Origin of the sequence: Streptomyces sp. NPDC050617, from assembly GCF_040654795.1 — a bacterium.
Lineage (GTDB): Bacteria > Actinomycetota > Actinomycetes > Streptomycetales > Streptomycetaceae > Streptomyces.
The window spans coordinates 111,788-130,115 of the sequence record NZ_JBFAIS010000025.1 but is presented as its reverse complement, the minus strand read 5'-3'; the positions used below and the strand labels follow the sequence as shown (position 1 = coordinate 130,115).

General features: G+C 72.4%; 15 protein-coding genes. 10 read left to right on the top strand and 5 right to left on the bottom strand.

What is annotated here, in order from left to right; all coding sequences use genetic code 11:
* Nucleotides 1-111 precede the first annotated feature (111 nt).
* The 5 genes from AB0I49_RS28580 to AB0I49_RS28560 all read right to left on the bottom strand — a co-directional run bounded on the left by AB0I49_RS28580 (nucleotide 112) and on the right by AB0I49_RS28560 (nucleotide 6,001).
* On the bottom strand, nucleotides 112-1,302 hold the full coding sequence (locus tag AB0I49_RS28580; RefSeq protein WP_363229997.1) for a hypothetical protein: 1,191 nt from the start codon (nucleotides 1,300-1,302) through the stop codon (nucleotides 112-114).
* Between the two features lie 159 nt (nucleotides 1,303-1,461).
* Entirely contained in the window at nucleotides 1,462-2,841 is a 1,380-nt protein-coding gene (locus tag AB0I49_RS28575; protein ID WP_363229988.1) for a glycosyltransferase, read from the bottom strand.
* 13 nt (nucleotides 2,842-2,854) lie between these two features.
* Nucleotides 2,855-4,015, bottom strand: coding sequence for a UDP-N-acetylglucosamine 2-epimerase (non-hydrolyzing) (wecB, locus tag AB0I49_RS28570; protein ID WP_363229987.1), 1,161 nt, complete (start codon nucleotides 4,013-4,015; stop codon nucleotides 2,855-2,857).
* 136 nt (nucleotides 4,016-4,151) lie between these two features.
* Nucleotides 4,152-4,877, bottom strand: a complete 726-nt coding sequence (locus AB0I49_RS28565; protein WP_363229986.1) for a response regulator transcription factor — start codon at nucleotides 4,875-4,877, stop codon at nucleotides 4,152-4,154.
* A complete protein-coding gene (locus tag AB0I49_RS28560; protein WP_363229985.1) occupies nucleotides 4,874-6,001 on the bottom strand; it encodes a HAMP domain-containing sensor histidine kinase in 1,128 nt (375 codons plus the stop codon). Before AB0I49_RS28560 ends, AB0I49_RS28565 begins: the two co-directional genes overlap by 4 nt.
* Nucleotides 6,002-6,110: 109 nt before the next feature.
* Here AB0I49_RS28560 and AB0I49_RS28555 point away from each other — a divergent pair, with 109 nt between their 5' ends.
* The 10 genes from AB0I49_RS28555 (at nucleotide 6,111) to AB0I49_RS28510 (ending at nucleotide 18,266) form a co-directional block, all read left to right on the top strand.
* Complete coding sequence (locus tag AB0I49_RS28555) at nucleotides 6,111-7,565, top strand: penicillin-binding transpeptidase domain-containing protein (protein ID WP_363229984.1); 1,455 nt, start codon at nucleotides 6,111-6,113, stop codon at nucleotides 7,563-7,565.
* 133 nt (nucleotides 7,566-7,698) lie between these two features.
* Entirely contained in the window at nucleotides 7,699-9,159 is a 1,461-nt protein-coding gene (locus AB0I49_RS28550; protein WP_363229996.1) for a folylpolyglutamate synthase/dihydrofolate synthase family protein, read from the top strand.
* Between the two features lies 1 nt (nucleotide 9,160).
* Nucleotides 9,161-9,502, top strand: coding sequence for a DUF4233 domain-containing protein (locus AB0I49_RS28545; protein ID WP_363229983.1), 342 nt, complete (start codon nucleotides 9,161-9,163; stop codon nucleotides 9,500-9,502).
* An 82-nt stretch (nucleotides 9,503-9,584) separates the two neighbouring features.
* On the top strand, nucleotides 9,585-9,998 hold the full coding sequence (gene ndk, locus AB0I49_RS28540) for a nucleoside-diphosphate kinase (RefSeq protein ID WP_363229982.1): 414 nt from the start codon (nucleotides 9,585-9,587) through the stop codon (nucleotides 9,996-9,998).
* Nucleotides 9,999-10,283: 285 nt separating this feature from the next.
* On the top strand, nucleotides 10,284-11,303 hold the full coding sequence (locus AB0I49_RS28535) for a rod shape-determining protein (protein ID WP_030890125.1): 1,020 nt from the start codon (nucleotides 10,284-10,286) through the stop codon (nucleotides 11,301-11,303).
* Between the two features lie 225 nt (nucleotides 11,304-11,528).
* Nucleotides 11,529-12,458 (top strand): rod shape-determining protein MreC, encoded by a 930-nt coding sequence (mreC, locus tag AB0I49_RS28530; RefSeq protein WP_363229981.1) that lies wholly within the window; start codon nucleotides 11,529-11,531, stop codon nucleotides 12,456-12,458.
* 3 nt (nucleotides 12,459-12,461) lie between these two features.
* A complete protein-coding gene (gene mreD, locus AB0I49_RS28525; RefSeq protein WP_363229980.1) occupies nucleotides 12,462-13,148 on the top strand; it encodes a rod shape-determining protein MreD in 687 nt (228 codons plus the stop codon).
* 76 nt (nucleotides 13,149-13,224) lie between these two features.
* On the top strand, nucleotides 13,225-15,330 hold the full coding sequence (mrdA, locus tag AB0I49_RS28520; protein WP_363229979.1) for a penicillin-binding protein 2: 2,106 nt from the start codon (nucleotides 13,225-13,227) through the stop codon (nucleotides 15,328-15,330).
* Nucleotides 15,327-16,526 (top strand): rod shape-determining protein RodA, encoded by a 1,200-nt coding sequence (gene rodA, locus AB0I49_RS28515; RefSeq protein WP_363229978.1) that lies wholly within the window; start codon nucleotides 15,327-15,329, stop codon nucleotides 16,524-16,526. Before mrdA ends, rodA begins: the two co-directional genes overlap by 4 nt.
* Before the next feature lie 60 nt (nucleotides 16,527-16,586).
* Nucleotides 16,587-18,266 (top strand): CYTH and CHAD domain-containing protein, encoded by a 1,680-nt coding sequence (locus tag AB0I49_RS28510; RefSeq protein ID WP_363229977.1) that lies wholly within the window; start codon nucleotides 16,587-16,589, stop codon nucleotides 18,264-18,266.
* Nucleotides 18,267-18,328 lie beyond the last annotated feature (62 nt).

Sequence of the window (18,328 nt, the reverse complement as noted above, 5' to 3'; positions counted from 1 at the left end):
GGCCCGGCCACCCGGCGGTCCCCCCGGCGCCGGGGGGGGGCCCCCCGCGGGCGGCCCCCGGGTTCGGGGGGGGGGGGGGGGGGGGGCCCCCCGCCCCCCCCCCCCCGAAGTTCAGCCGGTCCCGTCGCTCCGGGGGCGGTCCGGAGTGAGCCCCGCCTTCCAGGCCGCCTCCGCGGGCCCCTCGTCCCTTCTGTGGGCGAGGGGCCCGCGGCGTCCGGGCCGCTGCCGTTGCCGCTCGCGTACCGGCCACAGCAGGACGTACGCGGTGGACACGGCCACGAACGCGAGCCGTATCAGCCCCTTGATCGAGTCGTCGTGGACGACGAAGACGCTGCCGTACAGGGTGATCAGGGCCAGCCAGCTCCACCAGGGGACCAGGCGGCGCTGGCCGACGACGTCCCAGAGCAGGGTGCCGAGGAGCACGGACGCCGTGTAGTAGGTGTAGACGCTGGGGTCCAGGACGATACGGGCGTTGGCGCCCAGCAGCACGACCGCCGCCCAGCGGCCGCGCCAGACGGCTATGCAGCCCAGTACGAGACCCAGCGCGGCCTGCGCGGGGCGGTCCCAGCCGGGGGTCTCCGGGTCGCCCACGCCGAGCCAGCGCAGGGCGGACGCCGGGTGGTTGGGGATGGCGAACTTCGCGGCGGCGAAGGAGTGCGGGTCGACGACGAAGAACGGCAGCCAGGCCACGGCGACCAGGCCCGCGCACCATATGCCCGCCTTCAGCCACTGGCCCTTGGGGAGGGCCAGGAGCAGCGGCATGAAGGCCAGCGCGGTCGGTTTCGAGTCCATGGCCATGGCCAGGAAGATGCCGGTCGTCACCGCGTTGCCGCGGGTGATGGACCGTACGGCCAGCGCCGTGAAGAACAGCGCGAGCACGTCGTCGAGGTGGCCGAAGCGGACCGAGACCTCGATCCACATGGGGATGAACGCGAGTCCCGCGATGAGGACGCGCTGGCGCAGCCGCTGGTGGTTGGTGCCGGTGCCGAGGAAGTACGTGGCGGCGCTGCGCCCGGCGAGGACCACGATGACCAGGCCGAGCACCGACATGACGAGCGCGGCCAGGAACTGCCCGGTGTGCTCGGAGAACGGGTTGAACAGCCCGGCCACCAGGAAGCTGATCGGGCCCATCTGGAGCTCGGGGTGGTGCGCGTACAGGTTCAGTCCGCCGTCGCCGCCGCCGGACGCGCCCTGGTAGATCAGCTCGCCGCCGGCCCGCAGATAGTGCCAGGAGAAGCCGCCGTTCGGCTCCACCACGGCGAACCACAGGGCGGCCCACCCGGTGAGCAGCATCAAGTGCATCCGCTGACTGATTGCCGGCACGCTCAACTCCCGTTTCCCCGCCGGGGGCTTCTCCCGGCGCAAAGCCCGCCGTAGAAGATGCCACAGCAGCCTCATAGGTTGCCCGGCGGGCACGGGCCCCCGGCTCCTGGCGGGGGATCGACGGGGGTGAGCGGCCGCTCAGCTCTCCACGGCCACCGGGCCGCCCGTCAGCGTCCGCTCCGCGTTGCGGCGGGTCTTCGCCCAGCCGTTGCGGCCCCGCAGCATGCGGACGAAGGCCCGCGCGGACGCCGGGAAGAGATGGTACGCGTACAGCCACAGCGCGAGCCCCCACACCAGGGAGACCAGCAGGGAGCGGCCGGGCGCGCGGTCCCGGCGGTAGACCGGGCCCCACAGGACGAACGGCAGCACGGAGACCGCGGTCAGCGCGATCAGCAGGGGCCAGAGCGCGAGGACGCGGCCCAGGACCGTGCCCGCGCCCTCGTCGGCGGCGGCGAGCCCGAGGAAGGCGAGCATGACGCCGGTGAGCACCAGCGTCGCCAGGTGCGCGACGGGCTGGAAGAAGGTGTAGAGGGTCTCCAGGACGCCCCGGCCGCCGTAGTGCCGGGAGGAGACGATGCGCGGCGCGTAGCGCACGCACTGGAGGTTGCCCTGGGCCCAGCGGGTGCGCTGGGTGAGGTGGCGGCGGGCGAGCGGCAGGCCCTCCTGGGAGACCCAGGTCTCGGCGATGTGCGTGACGCGGTAGCCGCCCAGGATCATGTGCAGGCCCAGTTCGTAGTCCTCCAGCAGCGCGCCCTGCTGCCAGGGGCGGCGCTCCGCCTGCGCGATCCGGTCGAGGGCGGTCAGCCGGGTGAACTGGCCGTTGCCGCCGAGGCCGACGGAGCCGGTGCGGGTGCGCAGCAGCTGCATGCCCGCGTTGGAGACGGAGAACTCCATGTCCTGCATGCGGACCAGCAGTCGGGCGGCGGCGTTGCGGGCCCGGCCGCGGCCGGGCATGGGGGTGCGCTCCTCGACGTTCCGCATCCGGACGCTGACCTGCACGCCGCCGATCTCGGGGTCGCCGAGGCCGGAGGGGCCGCTGACGCGGGTGAGGGCGGCGGGGTCGAGCTGGCCGTCGGCGTCGATGACGCAGACGACGACGCGGTCGCGGGCCGGGTCGTCGGGGGTGTCGGCGAGGAATCGGTTCAGCGCGTCGTACGCGGCGTTGAGCGCCGCGCCCTTGCCCTTGCGGGCGTCGGGCCGCCGTCGCCGTACGAGGTGCACCCGGCCGTCCTCGGCGGCGAGCTCCTCGACGATCGCGCCGGTGCGGTCGTCGCTGTCGTCGTCGATGACCCATACGTGGGCCCGCGGGAAGCCGGCGCGGAGCCGGGCGACGGTGGTGCCGACGACGGGCTCCTCGTCCCGGCACGGCACGAAGAAGTGCCAGTCGAAGGCGGCGGCGTCACCGCTCTCGGCGGCGGGCCGGCGCAGATAGGAGTAGCGCGCGCCCGCCCAGTACAGGAGGAAGCACAGCAGCAGGAAGAAGGGGAAGCAGAGCAGCAGGGTGTGGGTGGTCGGCACGGGGTCTCCGGGGTCAGGCCGCGGTGGCGAGCGGGGCGGCGGGCTCGGTCGCGGAGGCGGCCTCGGCGTTCTCGGCGATTCCGGCGAGCAGCGCCGTGATCCGCTCGGAGGCGCGGCCGTCGCCGAACGGGCTGGGGAGCGCGGCCAGCCGGCGCAGCCCGTACGGGCCCTCGGCGAGGCGGCGGCGGGCGAGGACGCCGAGGCGCGGACCGGGCTCGACGAGGTCGGCGAAGTCGGCCATGGCCTCGGGGCGCTCGGTGGAGCGGCGCACCACGATCAGCGGGCGGCCGAGGACGGTGCACTCCTCCTGGATGCCGCCGGAGTCGGAGACGAGCAGCGCGGCGTGCCGGGCGAGGGCCAGGAACGCGCCGTAGCCGAGGGGGCGGCACACGGTCAGCCCCGCGAGGAGGTCCTCCAGCCCGGCGGCCTCGATACGGGCGCGGGTGCGGGGGTGCAGCGGCAGCACGACGGGGAGCTGCCCGGCGAGTGCGGCCAGCTCGGTGAGGATGGCGCGCAGGGCGGCGGGGGAGTCGGTGTTCTCGGGCCGGTGCACGGTCGCCAGGACGTAGCCGTCGGCGGTCAGGCCATGGCGTACGAGCAGGTCGGCGCGGTCGGCGTCGGAGGGCAGCTGGCCCCGTACGGCCTCGACGACGGTGTTGCCGGTGACGGCGATCCGGTGGTCGGCGATGCCTTCGGCGAGCAGGTTGCGGCGGTTCTCGGCGGTGGCCGCGCACAGCACGTCGGCGAGGCGGTCGATGACGACGCGGTTGTGCTCCTCGGGCATGTTCCGGTCGTGGCTGCGCAGCCCGGCCTCGACGTGCAGCAGCGGGATGCCGCGGGCGTTGGCGGCCAGCGCGCCGGAGAGGGCGGCGTTGGTGTCGCCCTGGACGACGACGGCGAGCGGCGGCTGCTCGGTGAAGAGGTCGTCGAGCTGGGCCAGCGCGGTGGAGAGCTGTACGGCGCGGGAGCGGCCGCCGACGCCGGTCAGGAACGTCGGCTCGGGCAGGCCCAGCTCGGTGAGGAACCGTCCGGAGAGCTCCTCGTCGTAGTGCTGGCCGGTGTGCACGAGGTGTGCGGCGGGGCCGAGGAGGCGGACGAGGTCGGTGAGCTTCACGAGTTCGGGGCGGGTGCCGAGGACGACGGCGACGGAGCGCGGCGGGAGGGCGACGGACACGGGGACTCCAGGAGCTGGCAGGCGGCTACAGCACGTGAGTGTGCGGGCCGTCGGTTGCCCGTCCGGGTGGCGTTCCGTTGTCCTTTGGTTGCTGTTGTCCGAAAAGCGAAAATGAGGGACCTTTGGCCCGTTCGGATCAGGGGCCAGGGTCCCCCTCGCCACGGGCTCCAGGGCCCGCCTCGGGCGTGCGGTAGCGGTAGCCCATGCCGCGTACGGACTCCAGCGGGTCGGCGCTCTCGCCCCCGGCGGCCTGCCGCAGCTTGCGGCGCACCCGCAGCACCGCGAACTTCACCCGCTCCGTGCCCACCCCCTCCGGGTCGTCCCACACCCGCGCCAGCAGCTGCTCGGTGGTCACCACCCGGCCCCGGTTGCGGACCAGTACCTGGAGCAGCCGGTACTCGATGCCGCTCAGCCGCACCTCGTGCCCCTGCCAGACCGCCGAGCGCCGCTCGGGCACCAGCTGCAGCCCCTGCGCGGACTCGGCGGTCGCCCACTGGGTAGGGCCCGCCCGCCGCAGCAGCGCCTCCACGCGCGCGAGGAACTCCTCGTTCCCGAACGGCTTGGGCAGATAGTCGTCCGCCCCGGCCCGCAGCCCGCGCACCCGGTCCGACTCCGCGCCGCGCGCCGTGAGCAGCAGGACGGGCAGGTCAGCCATGTCGCGGGTGCGCTCCAGCACCTCCCAGCCGTCCAGCCGCGGCAGGTTGATGTCGAGCACCATGAGCGAGGGCCGGTCGGCGAAGAGCCGCCGCAGCCCCTCCCGCCCGTCCCCGGCGTGCACCACCTCGTACCCGGAGCGGGTGAGCAGCACCCGCAGCGCGAGCGCGAGGTCGGGGTCGTCCTCGACGACCAGTACGCGCGTCATGACGGGTCCCGCGCGTCGGGCGCGGGCAGCGGCAGCCGGACGCGGAAGACCGCGCCCCGGCCCTCCGCGTCGGCGACTCCGATGGTGCCGCCGTGCAGCTGGACCGTGTCTCGGCTCACCGCGAGGCCGAGCCCCGTGCCGGGGTAGCGGCCGCCGCGGGCGTTGGGGGCCCGTACGAACCCCTGGAAGATCTCGTCCCGGAACCCCTCCGGGACGCCGATGCCGGTGTCGGCGACCTCGATCTCCCAGCAGCCGCCGCGGGGCGCGGCCCTCACCGCGACGCTCCCGCCGCGCGGCGTGAACTTCAGGGCGTTCTCCAGGAGGTTTCCCAGCACCTGCTGGAGCCGGTGCTCGTCCCCGCGCAGCGGCGGCCCGCCCGCGCAGTCCAGGCTGAGGAAGACGCCCGCCTCCGCCGCCGCGGCCATGTGGTCGTGCACGGCGTTCTCCAGCATCCGCGGGACGCGCACCTCGGCAAACTCCAGCTCCAGCTGGGCCGAGCGGGTCGTGGTGGCCGCCAGCAGATCGCTGATCACGCCCCGTATCCGCTCGGCGTTGCGGTGGATCGCCTCCAGGAACATCCGCTGGTCCGCACTGAGCCGCCCGGCGGCCGGGTCGGTCAGCAGCTCGCAGAAGCTGAGGATGGACGCCAGCGGGGTGCGCAGCTCGTGCGAGGCGGACGCCATGAACCGGTTGCGCCGCCGGGCCAGCTCGGTCAGCGCCCGGTTGTCCCGCTCCAGGTCGCGTTCGGCGCGCTTGTGCTCGGTGATGTCCCGCGCCGTCCACAGCGACCCCAGGAGCTGGCCGCGCAGCCGCAGCGGCTCGACCGTGCGCAGGATGGTCCGGCCGTCGGTGAGCGGGATCTCGGCGGAGCGCGGCACGCGGAAGGCGCCGGTGGCGATGGCGTTCCCCACGGTCCAGTGCGGCGGGTCGGCGTACTGGGCGAACACGGACTCGACGATGGGCTCCAGCGGGGCGCCGGGGGCGGTGTCGATCCCGGCCAGCCCGAATATGTCGACGAACCGCTGGTTGACGGCGACGACCACGCTGCCGAGCCCCTGGAAGACCGCCGCTTCCGGCAGCGCCTCCATGACCGCTTGAAGCCGGTCCTGGTCCCCTGACGCCACGTCTCTCACCCGCCTCTGTTTCTCACCCGTCTCTCATGGACGTGCGGAACCAATGATCCCGGAAAGGCCGTTTTCAGGGTGTCCGTACGTGAAGGAGTTGCGCCATCCGATGAACAAGCCAGTGCGGCGCACCGCCGTGTTCTCCCTGTTCCTCGTCTTCTGTCTGCTGGTGTGGGTCACCTGGGTCCAGGCGGCCGAGGCGGGCGGCCTGGACGACAATCCGCACAACGAGCGGCTGTCCATCGCGAAGTACGCGCACCCGCTCGGCGACATCGTCGTCGGCGGCGACCCGGTCACCGGATCGGCCGCCACCGACGGCGACCTCAAGTACAAGCGCACCTACCGGGACGGCCCGCTCTACGCCCCGGTGACCGGCTACTCCTCCCAGATCTACGGCTCCACCCAGCTGGAGGCCCTGGACCAGCCCGTACTCGACGGCACCGACCCCCGGCTGAAGAACCCCGGCCAGGCGCTGCTGCGGGAGTCCCCGAAGCCGGGCGACGTGATCACCACCATCGACCCGGCCGTGCAGAAGGCCGCGTACAAGGCGCTGGGCGGCAAGACCGGCGCGGCCGTCGCCCTCGACCCCGCGACCGGGAAGATCCTCGGCATGGCCAGCACCCCCTCGTACGATCCGGGGAGCTTCGCGGGCCAGTCCGCCGCCGACCAGAAGGCGTGGGAGAAGCTCCAGAAGGACCCCGCGCAGCCGATGGTCAACCGCGCCCTGCGCCAGCCGCTCGCGCCCGGCTCGACCTTCAAGCTGGTGGTGGCCGCGGCGGCGCTGGAGAACGGCCTCTACTCGTCCATCGACGAGAAGACCAGGACGCCCGACCCCTATCTGCTGCCGGGCACCCACACCTATGTGCACAACGAGAGCGCCGCGGACCCCTGCGAGAACGCCACCCTCCGCGAGGCCCTCCAGTACTCGTGCAACACCGTCTTCGCGAACGTCGCGGTCCACCTCGGCGAGCACAGGCTGAGCGAGCAGGCGGAGAAGTTCGGCTTCAACGACAGCAAGGTCGACGTCCCGGCCCGCGCCTACAAGAGCGTCTTCCCGTCGGGGATGAACGCGGCGCAGACCGGGCTCTCCGGCTTCGGCCAGTTCGATGTCACCGCCACGCCGCTGGAGATGGCCATGGTCACCTCCGCGATCGCGAACGACGGCAAGCTGATGACCCCCTACGTGGTGGACCGCACCACCGACGGCAGCGCCGGCGCGCTGGACGTCACGAAGCCGCGCCCGTACAAGGACGGCCGGGTGATGTCCGCGGACACCGCCCGCCAGCTCCAGTCCGCCATGCGGACCGTGGTCGAGAAGGGCACCGGCGGCAACGCGAAGATCGACGGGCTGACCGTCGGCGGCAAGACCGGCACCGCGCAGCACGGCGTGGACAACAGCGGCAAGCCGTACGCCTGGTTCGTCTCCTACGCGCAGGACGGCCACGGCAAGCAGATCGCGGTCGCCGTCATGGTCCAGTCCAGCGACGCCGAGCGGGCCGAGGTCTCCGGCAACGGCCAGGCCGCCCCCGTGGCGAAGGCCATGATGCGGGCAGCCCTGGGTTGACCCCTACCACCACCGCGTTCTCCGTAGACTGGGCGGCGTGAGTGAGCGCCCCCGAAACGACGACGCCCAGAGCGACGGCCCCGACCGGTTCGACGAGGCCGGCGAGGCCGGAGCGGTCGATGAGTTCGACGAGATCACCGCGGCCGAGACCGGCCGCGACCCGGACCTGGCGGTGATCGAGGCGGGCAGCCGGACCCTGCGCGCCCAGTCGGGGCCGCCGCAGGGCGACGGCGTGCCCGCCCGCCCGGCCGACCCCGAGGTGGAGCGCGCGCTGCGCGAGGTGGAGACGGAGCTCGCGGGGCGCTGGGGCGAGACCAAGCTCGACCCGTCGCTGGTGCGCATCGAGGCGCTGATGGACATCCTGGGGCAGCCGCAGCGCGCCTACCCCTCGATCCACATCACCGGCACCAACGGCAAGACCAGCACCGCCCGCATGATCGAGGCGCTGCTCGGCGGCTTCGACCTCCGTACGGGCCGCTACACGAGCCCGCACGTCCAGTCGGTCACCGAGCGGATCAGCCTGGACGGCGCGCCGATCGCGCCCGAGCGGTTCGTCGAGACGTTCCGCGACATCGAGCCGTACGTGCGGATGACCGACGAGCGGCAGGGCTTCCGGCTCTCCTTCTTCGAGGTGCTCACCGCCATGGCGTACGCGGCCTTCGCGGACGCCCCGGTGGACGTAGCCGTCGTCGAGGTCGGCATGGGCGGCACCTGGGACGCGACCAACGTCATCGACGGATCGGTCGCCGTGGTCACCCCCATCTCCCTCGACCACACCGACCGGCTTGGCTCCACCCCCGGCGAGATCGCCTCGGAGAAGGCCGGGATCGTCAAGAAGGACGCGACGGTCGTCCTCGCGCAGCAGCCGGTGGACGCCGCCCAGGTGCTGCTCAAGCGGGCCGTCGAGGTGGACGCCACGGTGGCCCGCGAGGGCATGGAGTTCGGCGTGGTCTCCCGCGAGGTCGCGGTCGGCGGGCAGCTGCTGACGCTGCGCGGGCTCGGCGGCGAGTACCCGGACATCTTCCTGCCGCTGTACGGGGCGCACCAGGCGCACAACGCGGCGGTGGCGCTGGCGGCCGTGGAGGCGTTCTTCGGGATCGGCTCGGAGCACGCCCGTACGCTCGACATCGACGCGATCCGCACCGCCTTCGCGGCGGTCGTCTCGCCGGGCCGGCTGGAGGTCGTGCGGCGCAGCCCGTCCGTGGTGCTGGACGCGGCCCACAATCCGGGCGGCGCGCGGGCCGCGGCCGAGGCGGTCACCGAGGCGTTCGGCTTCAGCCGGCTGATCGGGGTCGTCGGGGCGAGCGAGGGCAAGGACGTACGGGGCCTGCTGGAAGCTTTCGAGCCGATTTTCACCGAGGTCGTGGTGACCCGGAACTCCAGCCACCGCGCGATGGACGCGGACGAGCTGGCGGGCGTCGCGGTCGAGGTGTTCGGGCCGGACCGGGTGCAGGTCGAACCGCGTCTGGACGACGCGCTGGAGGCGGCGATCACGCTGGCCGAGGAGGAGGGCGAGTTCTCCGGCGCCGGGGTCCTGGTGACGGGGTCCGTGATCACGGTCGGCGAGGCGCGCATGCTGCTGGGGAGGGACTGAAATGCGTACCTTGTGCGCGTCCACTCTGATCGGTGAATTCTTCGTCATCGGCTTCGCCGGGCTGGTCGCCATGCAGACGAGCGACCTGTCGGCGGGCACGGTCTGGGCGGTCAGCGGCACCGCGATGGCGCTCAGCGTGCTGCTGTGCGGGATGCTGAGCCGGCCCGGCGGCGTGCAACTCGGCTGGCTGCTCCAGATCGGGCTGGTCGCCAGCGGGTTCGTGGTGCCGATGATGTTCATCCTGGGCGTCGTCTTCGGCGGGCTGTGGTGGGCGTCGGTGCACTTCGGCCGGAAGGTGGACGAGGCGAAGGCCCGGTTCGCGGCCTCGCCTGACGCTGCGTGACGGCCCGGCCCCTCGCCCCTGTAGCCTCGGATCACTCTCTTGCCGTAACACTCTTGCCGTACGCACCGAAGGAGCCCATCCCGTGAGCCAGCGCACCCTCGTCCTCCTCAAGCCCGACGCGGTCGCGCGCGGACTCGTCGGCGAGATCATCGGCCGTATCGAGCGCAAGGCGGGCTGGACGATCAGCGCGCTGGAGCTGCGGACCCTGGACCGGGCGATCCTGGAGCAGCACTACGCGGAGCACGTGGGCCGGGAGTTCTACGAGCCGCTGCTGGCCTTCATGTCCTCCGGCCCGGTGGCGGCGCTGATCGTCGAGGGCGAGCGGGTCATCGAGGGGGTGCGGACGCTGGCCGGTCCCACGGACCCGATCAAGGCTCAGGGCGGCTCCATCCGTGGCGACTTCGGGACCATCACCCGGGAGAACCTCATCCACGCCTCGGACTCCGAGGAGTCCGCGGAGCGCGAAATCAAGATTTTCTTCCCGGCCGCCGTCTGACGCGAAGTCACCCCCGTACCCTGCTGACCAGGGGCGACCGATACTCCTCGGTCGCCCGGCGGTCCTTTCCGCGGCGAACGGGGGAACCCGTCACCCCGACACGGCGTCCCCATTACTGGGGCAGGCTCATATTCCGCTGACAATGGCGGAGGAACCCTCGCACCGCGTTCGAGCGGGCGAGACTACGATGGAAGCTCCCGCGCCCCGTGGCGCACCGCAACCTGCCGCCCTCAAGTAAGCATCGCTCCAGCTGGGAAGGCCAGACGTATCCTCATGGGGAACAACATGTCGTTCATCGGCCGTGACATGGCTGTCGACCTCGGGACCGCCAACACGCTGGTGTACGTCAGAGGCCGCGGCATCGTCCTCAACGAGCCGTCGGTCGTCGCCATCAACACCAACACCGGCGGCATTCTGGCGGTCGGCGCCGAGGCCAAGAAGATGATCGGCCGGACCCCCGGCAACATCGTGGCCGTGCGCCCCCTCAAGGACGGCGTGATCGCGGACTTCGAGATCACCGAGCGGATGCTCCGCTACTTCATCCTCAAGATCCACAAGCGCCGGTGGATGGCCCGCCCGCGCGTCGTGGTCTGCGTGCCCTCCGGCATCACCGGCGTCGAGCGCCGCGCCGTCATCGAGGCGTCCACCCAGGCCGGCGCCCGCCAGGTGCACATCATCGAGGAGCCGATGGCCGCCGCGATCGGCTCCGGCCTGCCGGTCCACGAGGCCACCGGCAACATGGTCGTCGACATCGGCGGCGGCACCACCGAGGTCGCCGTCATCTCGCTCGGCGGAATCGTCACGGCGCAGTCCATCCGCGTCGCCGGCGACGAGCTGGACAACGCGATCATCCAGCACATCAAGAAGGAGTACAGCCTCCTCCTCGGCGAGCGCACCGCCGAGAGCATCAAGATCACCATCGGCTCGGCGTACGACCTCGACAAGGACGAGCACACCGAGATCCGCGGCCGCGACCTCGTCTCCGGCCTCCCCAAGACCGTGGTGATCTCCGCCGCCGAGGTCCGCAAGGCCATCGAGGAGCCCGTCAACTCCATCGTCGACGCGGTCAAGACCACCCTCGACAAGTGCCCCCCGGAGCTCTCCGGCGACGTCATGGACCGCGGCATCGTGCTCACCGGAGGCGGCGCCCTGCTCCGCGGCCTCGATGAGCGGCTGCGCCGCGAGACCGGCATGCCGATCCACATCGCCGAGGACCCGCTGGACTCCGTCGCCCTCGGCTCCGGCAAGTGCGTCGAGGAGTTCGAGGCGCTCCAGCAGGTACTGGACGCCCAGCCCCGCAGATGACCACCGTGTGCCGCCTTCCCGCCGGGGCCCCCGGCCGGGAGGGGCACACCGGCACGGACGACGACCATCTGCGCGGCGGATCGTTGATATACAGGTCGTTGATGTACAGGCACGAGGGCCTTCGCCCCCTGATCGACCCTGATCCCCAGGACAGGTCCTAACGCTCCCGATGACCGGTCCGGGCCCGCAGCCGACCGGCCCGACGAGAAGGGCACGCCGCCGCACGTGAGGGACACACGAGAGAGCCGGCTGCTACTGGTGCTGCTGGTCGCCGTCGCGTTCGCACTGATCACGATGGATATCCGCGGCGGCGAGCAGTCCCCGCTCGACGGCGCCCGCCGCGTCGCCGCATCCGCCTTCGGCCCGGTCGAACGGGGCGTCGCCGCCGCCGTCGACCCCGTCGGCAACGCCGTCGCGGCCGTCCGCGACTCCGGCGGCCGGCACAGCCGGATCAGCGAACTGGAGCGCGAGAACACCGCCCTGCGGCAGAAGCTCGGCAGCGACGACCGCAACCGCGGCCGGGCCCGCGAGCTCGACAAGCTGCTCAAGACCGCCGGAGCCGGCCAGTACGGCATCAAGGGCGCCCAGGTCATCGCCATAGGAGCGGCCCAGGGCTTCTCCTGGACCGTCACCATCGACGCGGGCGCGAACGACGGCCTGAGGCGCGACATGACCGTCATAAACGGCGACGGCCTCGTCGGCCGCGTCACCACCGTCTCGGCCACCACCGCCACCGTGCTGCTCGCCGGCGACCCCAAGTTCACCGTCGGCACCCGGATGGAGAAGACCGGCGAGATCGGCTTCGCGGGCGGCCAGGGCGAGGGCGCGCTCAAGGTCGAACTCCTCAACGGCAAGGCCGCCGTGAAGAAGGGCGACCGCCTCGTCACCTTCGGCTCCAGCAAGGACAAGCCCTTCGTCCCCGGCGTCCCGGTCGGCGAGGTGATCCGCGTCGACCCCTCGCACGGCGACCTGACCCGCACCCTCCAGGTACGGCCCTTCGTCGGCTTCACCAAGCTCGACGTCGTCGGCGTCGTCGTCCAGCCGCCGCGCCAGGACCCGCGGGACACCGTGCTGCCCCCGAAGGACAAGCCCAAGCCCACGCCGACGGTGACGGTCACCGCCACCCCCACCACGGGCGCCAGCCCCAGGAGCTGACCGATGCGCCTCAACCGGACCCTGCTCGCCACGCTCCTGGTCGTCGTCGCCCTCGTGGTCCAGGTCTGCGTCCTCGCCCGGCTCCACCTGCCCGGCGCCGTCCCCGACCTGCTGCTGCTCGTCGTCGTCAGCCTCGCCCTCGTCTACGGACACGTCGCCGGCTGCCTCATCGGCTTCGGTGCCGGGCTGCTCGCCGACCTCGCGCCGCCCGCCGACCACGCCGCCGGCCGCTACGCCCTCGTGCTCTGCCTGATCGGCTACCTCGCCGGACTCGTCAAGCCCGACAACGGCCGGCTCCGCTCGGCCGTCGGACCGCTCGTCGTCGTCCTCGCCGCGGCCATCGGCTCCACCCTGCTGTACGCGGGCGTCGGCTCCCTCGTCGGCGACTCCGCCGCCCGCCACGTGGGCATCACCAGCCTCGTGTTCACCGCAGCCCTCTACGACGTGCTGCTCGCCCCCTTCACCGTGCCGGTGATCATGGCCCTGGCCCGCCGCACCGAGTACGACCCGCTCGCCGGGGAGAGCACCTCGGGCTCGGCGGGCGGCGAGAGCACCTGGCTGACCTCGTACGGCGCCGGCCGCGGCGGCAAGCTCGGCAAGGGCTCGGGCATCGGCGGCCAGCGCGGCGGGCTGCTCACCAAGCAGACGAAGGGCAAGGCGGGCCGGCTCAAGGGGGTCAAGCGCCTGTGAGGCCGCTTCCGACGCTCACGGGCCCGTACCGCACCCGCCCGGACCAGGACCACGGTCAGCGACAGGAAGGGGCATCGTGACCAACATCCCGGAGACCGGCCGGACGTCCCGCGTCAACATCCGGCTCATCATCATCCAGATCCTGGTCTTCTCCCTCCTGCTGACCCTCGGCGGCCGCCTCTGGTACCTCCAGATCCGCAACGGCGACGAATACACCGCCGAAGCCGCCAACAACCACATCCAGCAGGTCGTCGACCCCGCCACCCGCGGCTCGATACTGGACGCCCGCGGCGTGCCGCTCGCCGACAACGAGACCCGGCTCGTCGTCACCGCCGACCGCACCGAGCTGATGCGGATGAAGGACCGCGGCAAGGCCGTCCTCGGCCGCCTCGCCGACGTCCTCGGCCTCAAGGCCGACGAGGTCGCCGCCAAGGTCCGGCTCTGCGACGCCAAGACGCCCCGCCCCTGCTGGAACGGCTCGCCCTACCAGCCCATCCCCATCACCGACGAGGCCACCACGCAGCAGGCCCTCCAGATCCGCGAGCGCGCCGAGGACTTCCCCGGCATCACCGCCGAGCCCACGCCCGTACGCCGCTACGCGGGCCCCGGCAAGTCCAACACCGCCCAGGTGCTCGGCTACCTCTCGCCCGTCACCGACGACGAGATCACCAAGGCCAAGAACACCCGCTCCCCGCTGCTGCGCTCCGACCAGATCGGCCGCTCCGGACTGGAGCGCCAGTACGACTCCGTGCTGCGCGGCACCGCGGGCGTCACCCGCTACGAGGTCGACAACCTCGGCCGCGTCATCGGCAAGGCCAAGAGCGACAAGTCGCAGCCCGGCTCCAACCTCGTCACCAGCATCGACGCGCGGGTCCAGGCCATAGCGGAGAAAGAGCTCGACCAGGCGATGAAGGACGCCCGCAAGGAGTTCGACAAGAACACCGGCCGCAACTACAAGGCCGACGCGGGCTCCGTCGTCGTGATGGAGGCCAAGACCGGCCGCGTCGTCGCCATGGCCTCCAACCCCACCTACGACCCCAACGCCTGGGTCGGCGGCATCTCCGGCAAGGACTACAAGCAGCTCACCGGCAAGGACTCCAACTACCCGCTGCTCAACCGCGCCATCCAGGGCCAGTCCGCCCCCGGCTCGGTCTTCAAGGCCATCTCCGCGACCGCCGCCGTCAACGCCGGATACGACTTCGACGGCAAGTACAACTGCTCCAGCTCGTACAGCATCGGCAACCAGGTCTTCAAGAACTTCGAGTCCAAGGGGTACGGACCGATCAACCTCGGCCGCGCCCTGGAGGTCTCCTGCGACACCGTCTTCTACGACCTGGCCTACCGCCAGTGGCAGAAGGACGGCGGCAACAACCCCAAGCACCCCAACGACTGGTTCTACAAGACGGCGCACCAGTTCGGCCTCGGCAACGAGACCGGCGTCGACCTCCCCAACGAGGTCAGCGGCCGGGTCCCCGACCGCCAGTGGAAGAAGAAGTACTGGGAGGCCAACAAGGACTCCTGGTGCAAGCAGGGCAAGGACGACGACAGCTACGCCGGGAAGATCGCCAAGGAGAACTGCGAATCCGGCATGCGGATGCGCGCCGGCGACTCCGTCAACTACTCCATCGGCCAGGGCGACACCCTCGTCACCCCCATCCAGATGGCCACCATCTACTCGGCCATCAGCAACGGCGGCACCCTCTACAACCCCACCGTCGGCAAGGCCGTCGTCAGCCCCGACGGCAAGCACGTCGAGGAGATCGCGCCCAAGTCCCACGGCAAGCTGCCCTTCAAGGGCAAGACCCGCGACCAGCTCGACTCCGCGCTCGCGGGCGTCGCGACCCGCGGCAGCGCCGCCTGGCGGTTCCAGGGCTGGCCGCAGAAGCAGATCCCGATGCACGCCAAGACCGGTACCGCGGAGGTCTACGGCAAGCAGACCACCTCCTGGTTCACGACGTACACCAAGGACTACACGGTCGTCATGACCATCTCCCAGGGCGGCACCGGCTCCGGCGCCTCCGGGCCCGCCGTGCGCAAGATCTACGACGCCCTCTACGGAGTCGACGACAAGGGCCACGTCGACGAGAAGAAGGCGCTCCTGCCGCGCCCCGAGGCCAAGCTCCCCACGATCGAGAGCGACGGCTCCATCGAGGCCCAGCCCATCGGGAGGCGGAAGCAGTGACCACCACTCACGGCTTCTCCATCAGCCGCTACGCGCCCGAGCGCTCCGCCTGGCGCAAGCTCCTCGCCCGCGACTCCATCGTGCGCCGCCTCGACTGGCTCATGCTGCTGGCCGCCCTCGCGCTGTCCGCGCTGAGCACCCTGCTCGTCTACTCCGCCACCCGCGGCCGCACCGAGCTCAACCACGGCGACCCGTACTACTTCCTGCTCCGCAACGCCCTCAACATCGGCATAGGGATCGCCCTCGCCGTCGGCACCATCTGGCTCGGCCACCGCACCCTGCGCGGCGCCGTCCCCATCCTGTACGGCGTCTCGGTGATCCTCACCGCCGCCGTCCTCACCCCGCTGGGCGCCACCATCAACGGCGCGCGCTCCTGGATCCAGCTCCCCGCGGGCTTCTCCATCCAGCCCTCCGAGTTCATCAAGATCACGATCACCCTCGGCATGGCCATGCTGCTGGCCGCCAAGGTCGACGCGGGCGACCGCCCCTACCCCGACCACCGCACGGTCCTCCAGGCCCTCGGCCTCGCCGCGCTGCCGATCCTGATCATCCTGCTGATGCCGGACCTCGGCTCGGTCATGGTCCTCGTCGTGATCGTCCTCGCCGTGCTGCTCGCCTCCGGCGCCTCCAACCGCTGGATCGCCGGGCTGATCGGCGCGGGCGTCGCGGGCTGCGTCCTGATCTGGCAGCTCGGCGTCCTCGACGAGTACCAGATCAACCGCTTCGCGGCCTTCGCCAACCCCGCCCTCGACCCGGCCGGCGTCGGCTATAACACCAACCAGGCCCGTATCGCCATCGGCTCCGGCCGCCTCACCGGCTCCGGCCTCTTCCACGGCTCCCAGACCACCGGCCAGTTCGTCCCCGAGCAGCAGACCGACTTCATCTACTCCGTCGCGGGTGAGGAACTCGGCTTCATAGGAGCGGGCCTGATCATCGTGCTGCTCGGCGTCGTCCTGTGGCGCGCCTGCCGCATCGCCCGCGACACCACCGAGCTGTACGGCACCGTCGTCGCCGCCGGGATCATCGCCTGGTTCGCCTTCCAGGCGTTCGAGAACATCGGCATGACGCTCGGCATCATGCCCGTCACCGGCCTGCCGCTGCCCTTCGTCTCCTACGGCGGATCGTCGATGTTCGCCGCCTGGATCGCCATAGGGCTACTCCAATCGATCAAGGTGCAGCGGCCGCTCTCGGCCTGAGTCCGCCGCGCCCCGCGCGGGGGCTGCCCAGGGGCCCGGCCCGCGACTAGATTCCGGGCCATGGCGGACACCGTGCGCGAGTACGAGCGGAAGTACGAAGCGGCCGGTACGGCCCGGCTGCCCTCGCTGACCGGCGTGAGCCGGGTCAAGACCGTGGCGGACGACGGCGTCGTCGAACTCGACGCCGTCTACTACGACACCGCCGACCGCCGCCTGGCCGCCGCCGGCATCACCCTGCGGCGGCGCACCGGCGGCGGCGACGCGGGCTGGCACCTCAAGCTGCCGGTCTCCCCGGGCGTGCGCGACGAGGTCCGCGCCCCGCTCGCCGACGCCGTGCCGGGCGCGCTCGCCGCGCTCGTACGGTCGCGGGTACGGACCGCGGCGCTCGTACCGCTGCTGCGGTTGCGCACCCGCCGCGGCGTGCACCGGCTGCTGGACGGCGACGGCCGGCAGCTCGCGGAGGTCGCCGTCGACTCCGTCCTGGCGCGGCGGCTGGACGCCGGGAGCGGGGAGCGGACCGCGCGGTGGTCCGAGGTCGAGGTGGAGCTGGCCGAACGGGGCGGCGAGGCGCTCCTCGACGCCGTGGAGAAGAAGCTCACCAAGGCGGGGCTGCGGCCCGCGGCGGACGATTCGAAGCTGGCGCGGGGGCTGCGGGAGACGGAACCGGAGGGTGCGAAGGGCGGGAAGGCGGGCCTTATGCCCTCCTCGTCCCTCCCGGAGAAGCAGCCGGACCCGCCGCTGGACCCGTCCCCGCCCCCGGCCGCGCGCGCCGCCGTCGACCACGTGCTGGCGTACGTACGGCGGCAGGTGGACGCCGTCGTCCGGCTCGACCCGGCCGTACGCCGCGACCAGCCCGACTCCGTGCACCAGATGCGGGTGGCGACCCGGCGGGCCCGCAGCGCGCTGCGCTCGTACGGGAAGGTCCTCGACCGCGCGGCCACCGACCCCATCGGCGTCGAACTGCGCTGGCTGGCGGGCGAACTGGGCATCGACCGGGACCGTGAGGTGCTCACCGAACGGCTGACGGCCGCCCTCGGCAGGCTGCCGGGCGAACTGCGCACGGGCCCGGTCAGCGCCCGGCTGCGCACCTGGTCCCGCGCCCGCCGCCACGGTTCGCGGCGCCGGCTGCTCGCCGTGCTCGACGGCGAGCGCTATCTGACGCTCCTGGACACCCTCGCCGCGCTCGTCTCGGACCCGCCGCTGCGCCCGAAGCGCCCCGAGAACGCGCTGGCGGCGGCCGTGCTGCGGGACTACGAGCGGCTGGGCGGACAGATCTCCGAGGCCCTGGAGGCGCCGCCGGGCCCCCGGCGCGACACCGCCATGCACGAGGCCCGCAAGTCGGCGAAGCGCGCGCGGTACGCGGCGGAGGCGGCCGCGCCCGCGCTCGGCGAACCGGCCGAGCGCGTCGCCGCGCACGCCAAGGCGCTCCAGAGCCTGCTGGGCGAGCACCAGGACAGCGTCATGGCGCGCGAGGCCCTGCGGGAACTGGCGGCGCACGCGCAGGACGCGGGGGAGAGCGCGTTCACGTACGGGGTGCTGTACGGGCGGGAGGAGCGGGCGGCGGCGGACTGCGAGGAGGGGCTGATGCGCAACGGGACGCGGCTGATGCCGGACCGGATCGCGGCCCTCAAGGGCGAGCCGCCGCCGCCCGCGCCGCGCGTGCGCCGGTGGCTGACGAAGGAGGAGGCGGAGGCCATGGCGTCGGGTGCGAACGAGCCGAGGGCGGACTTCGCGCGGTGAACGGACGTACGCGCCCGTCCCGCCCTGGCCGAACGCCGTGCGACGGGGCGCTCCGGGGGCGT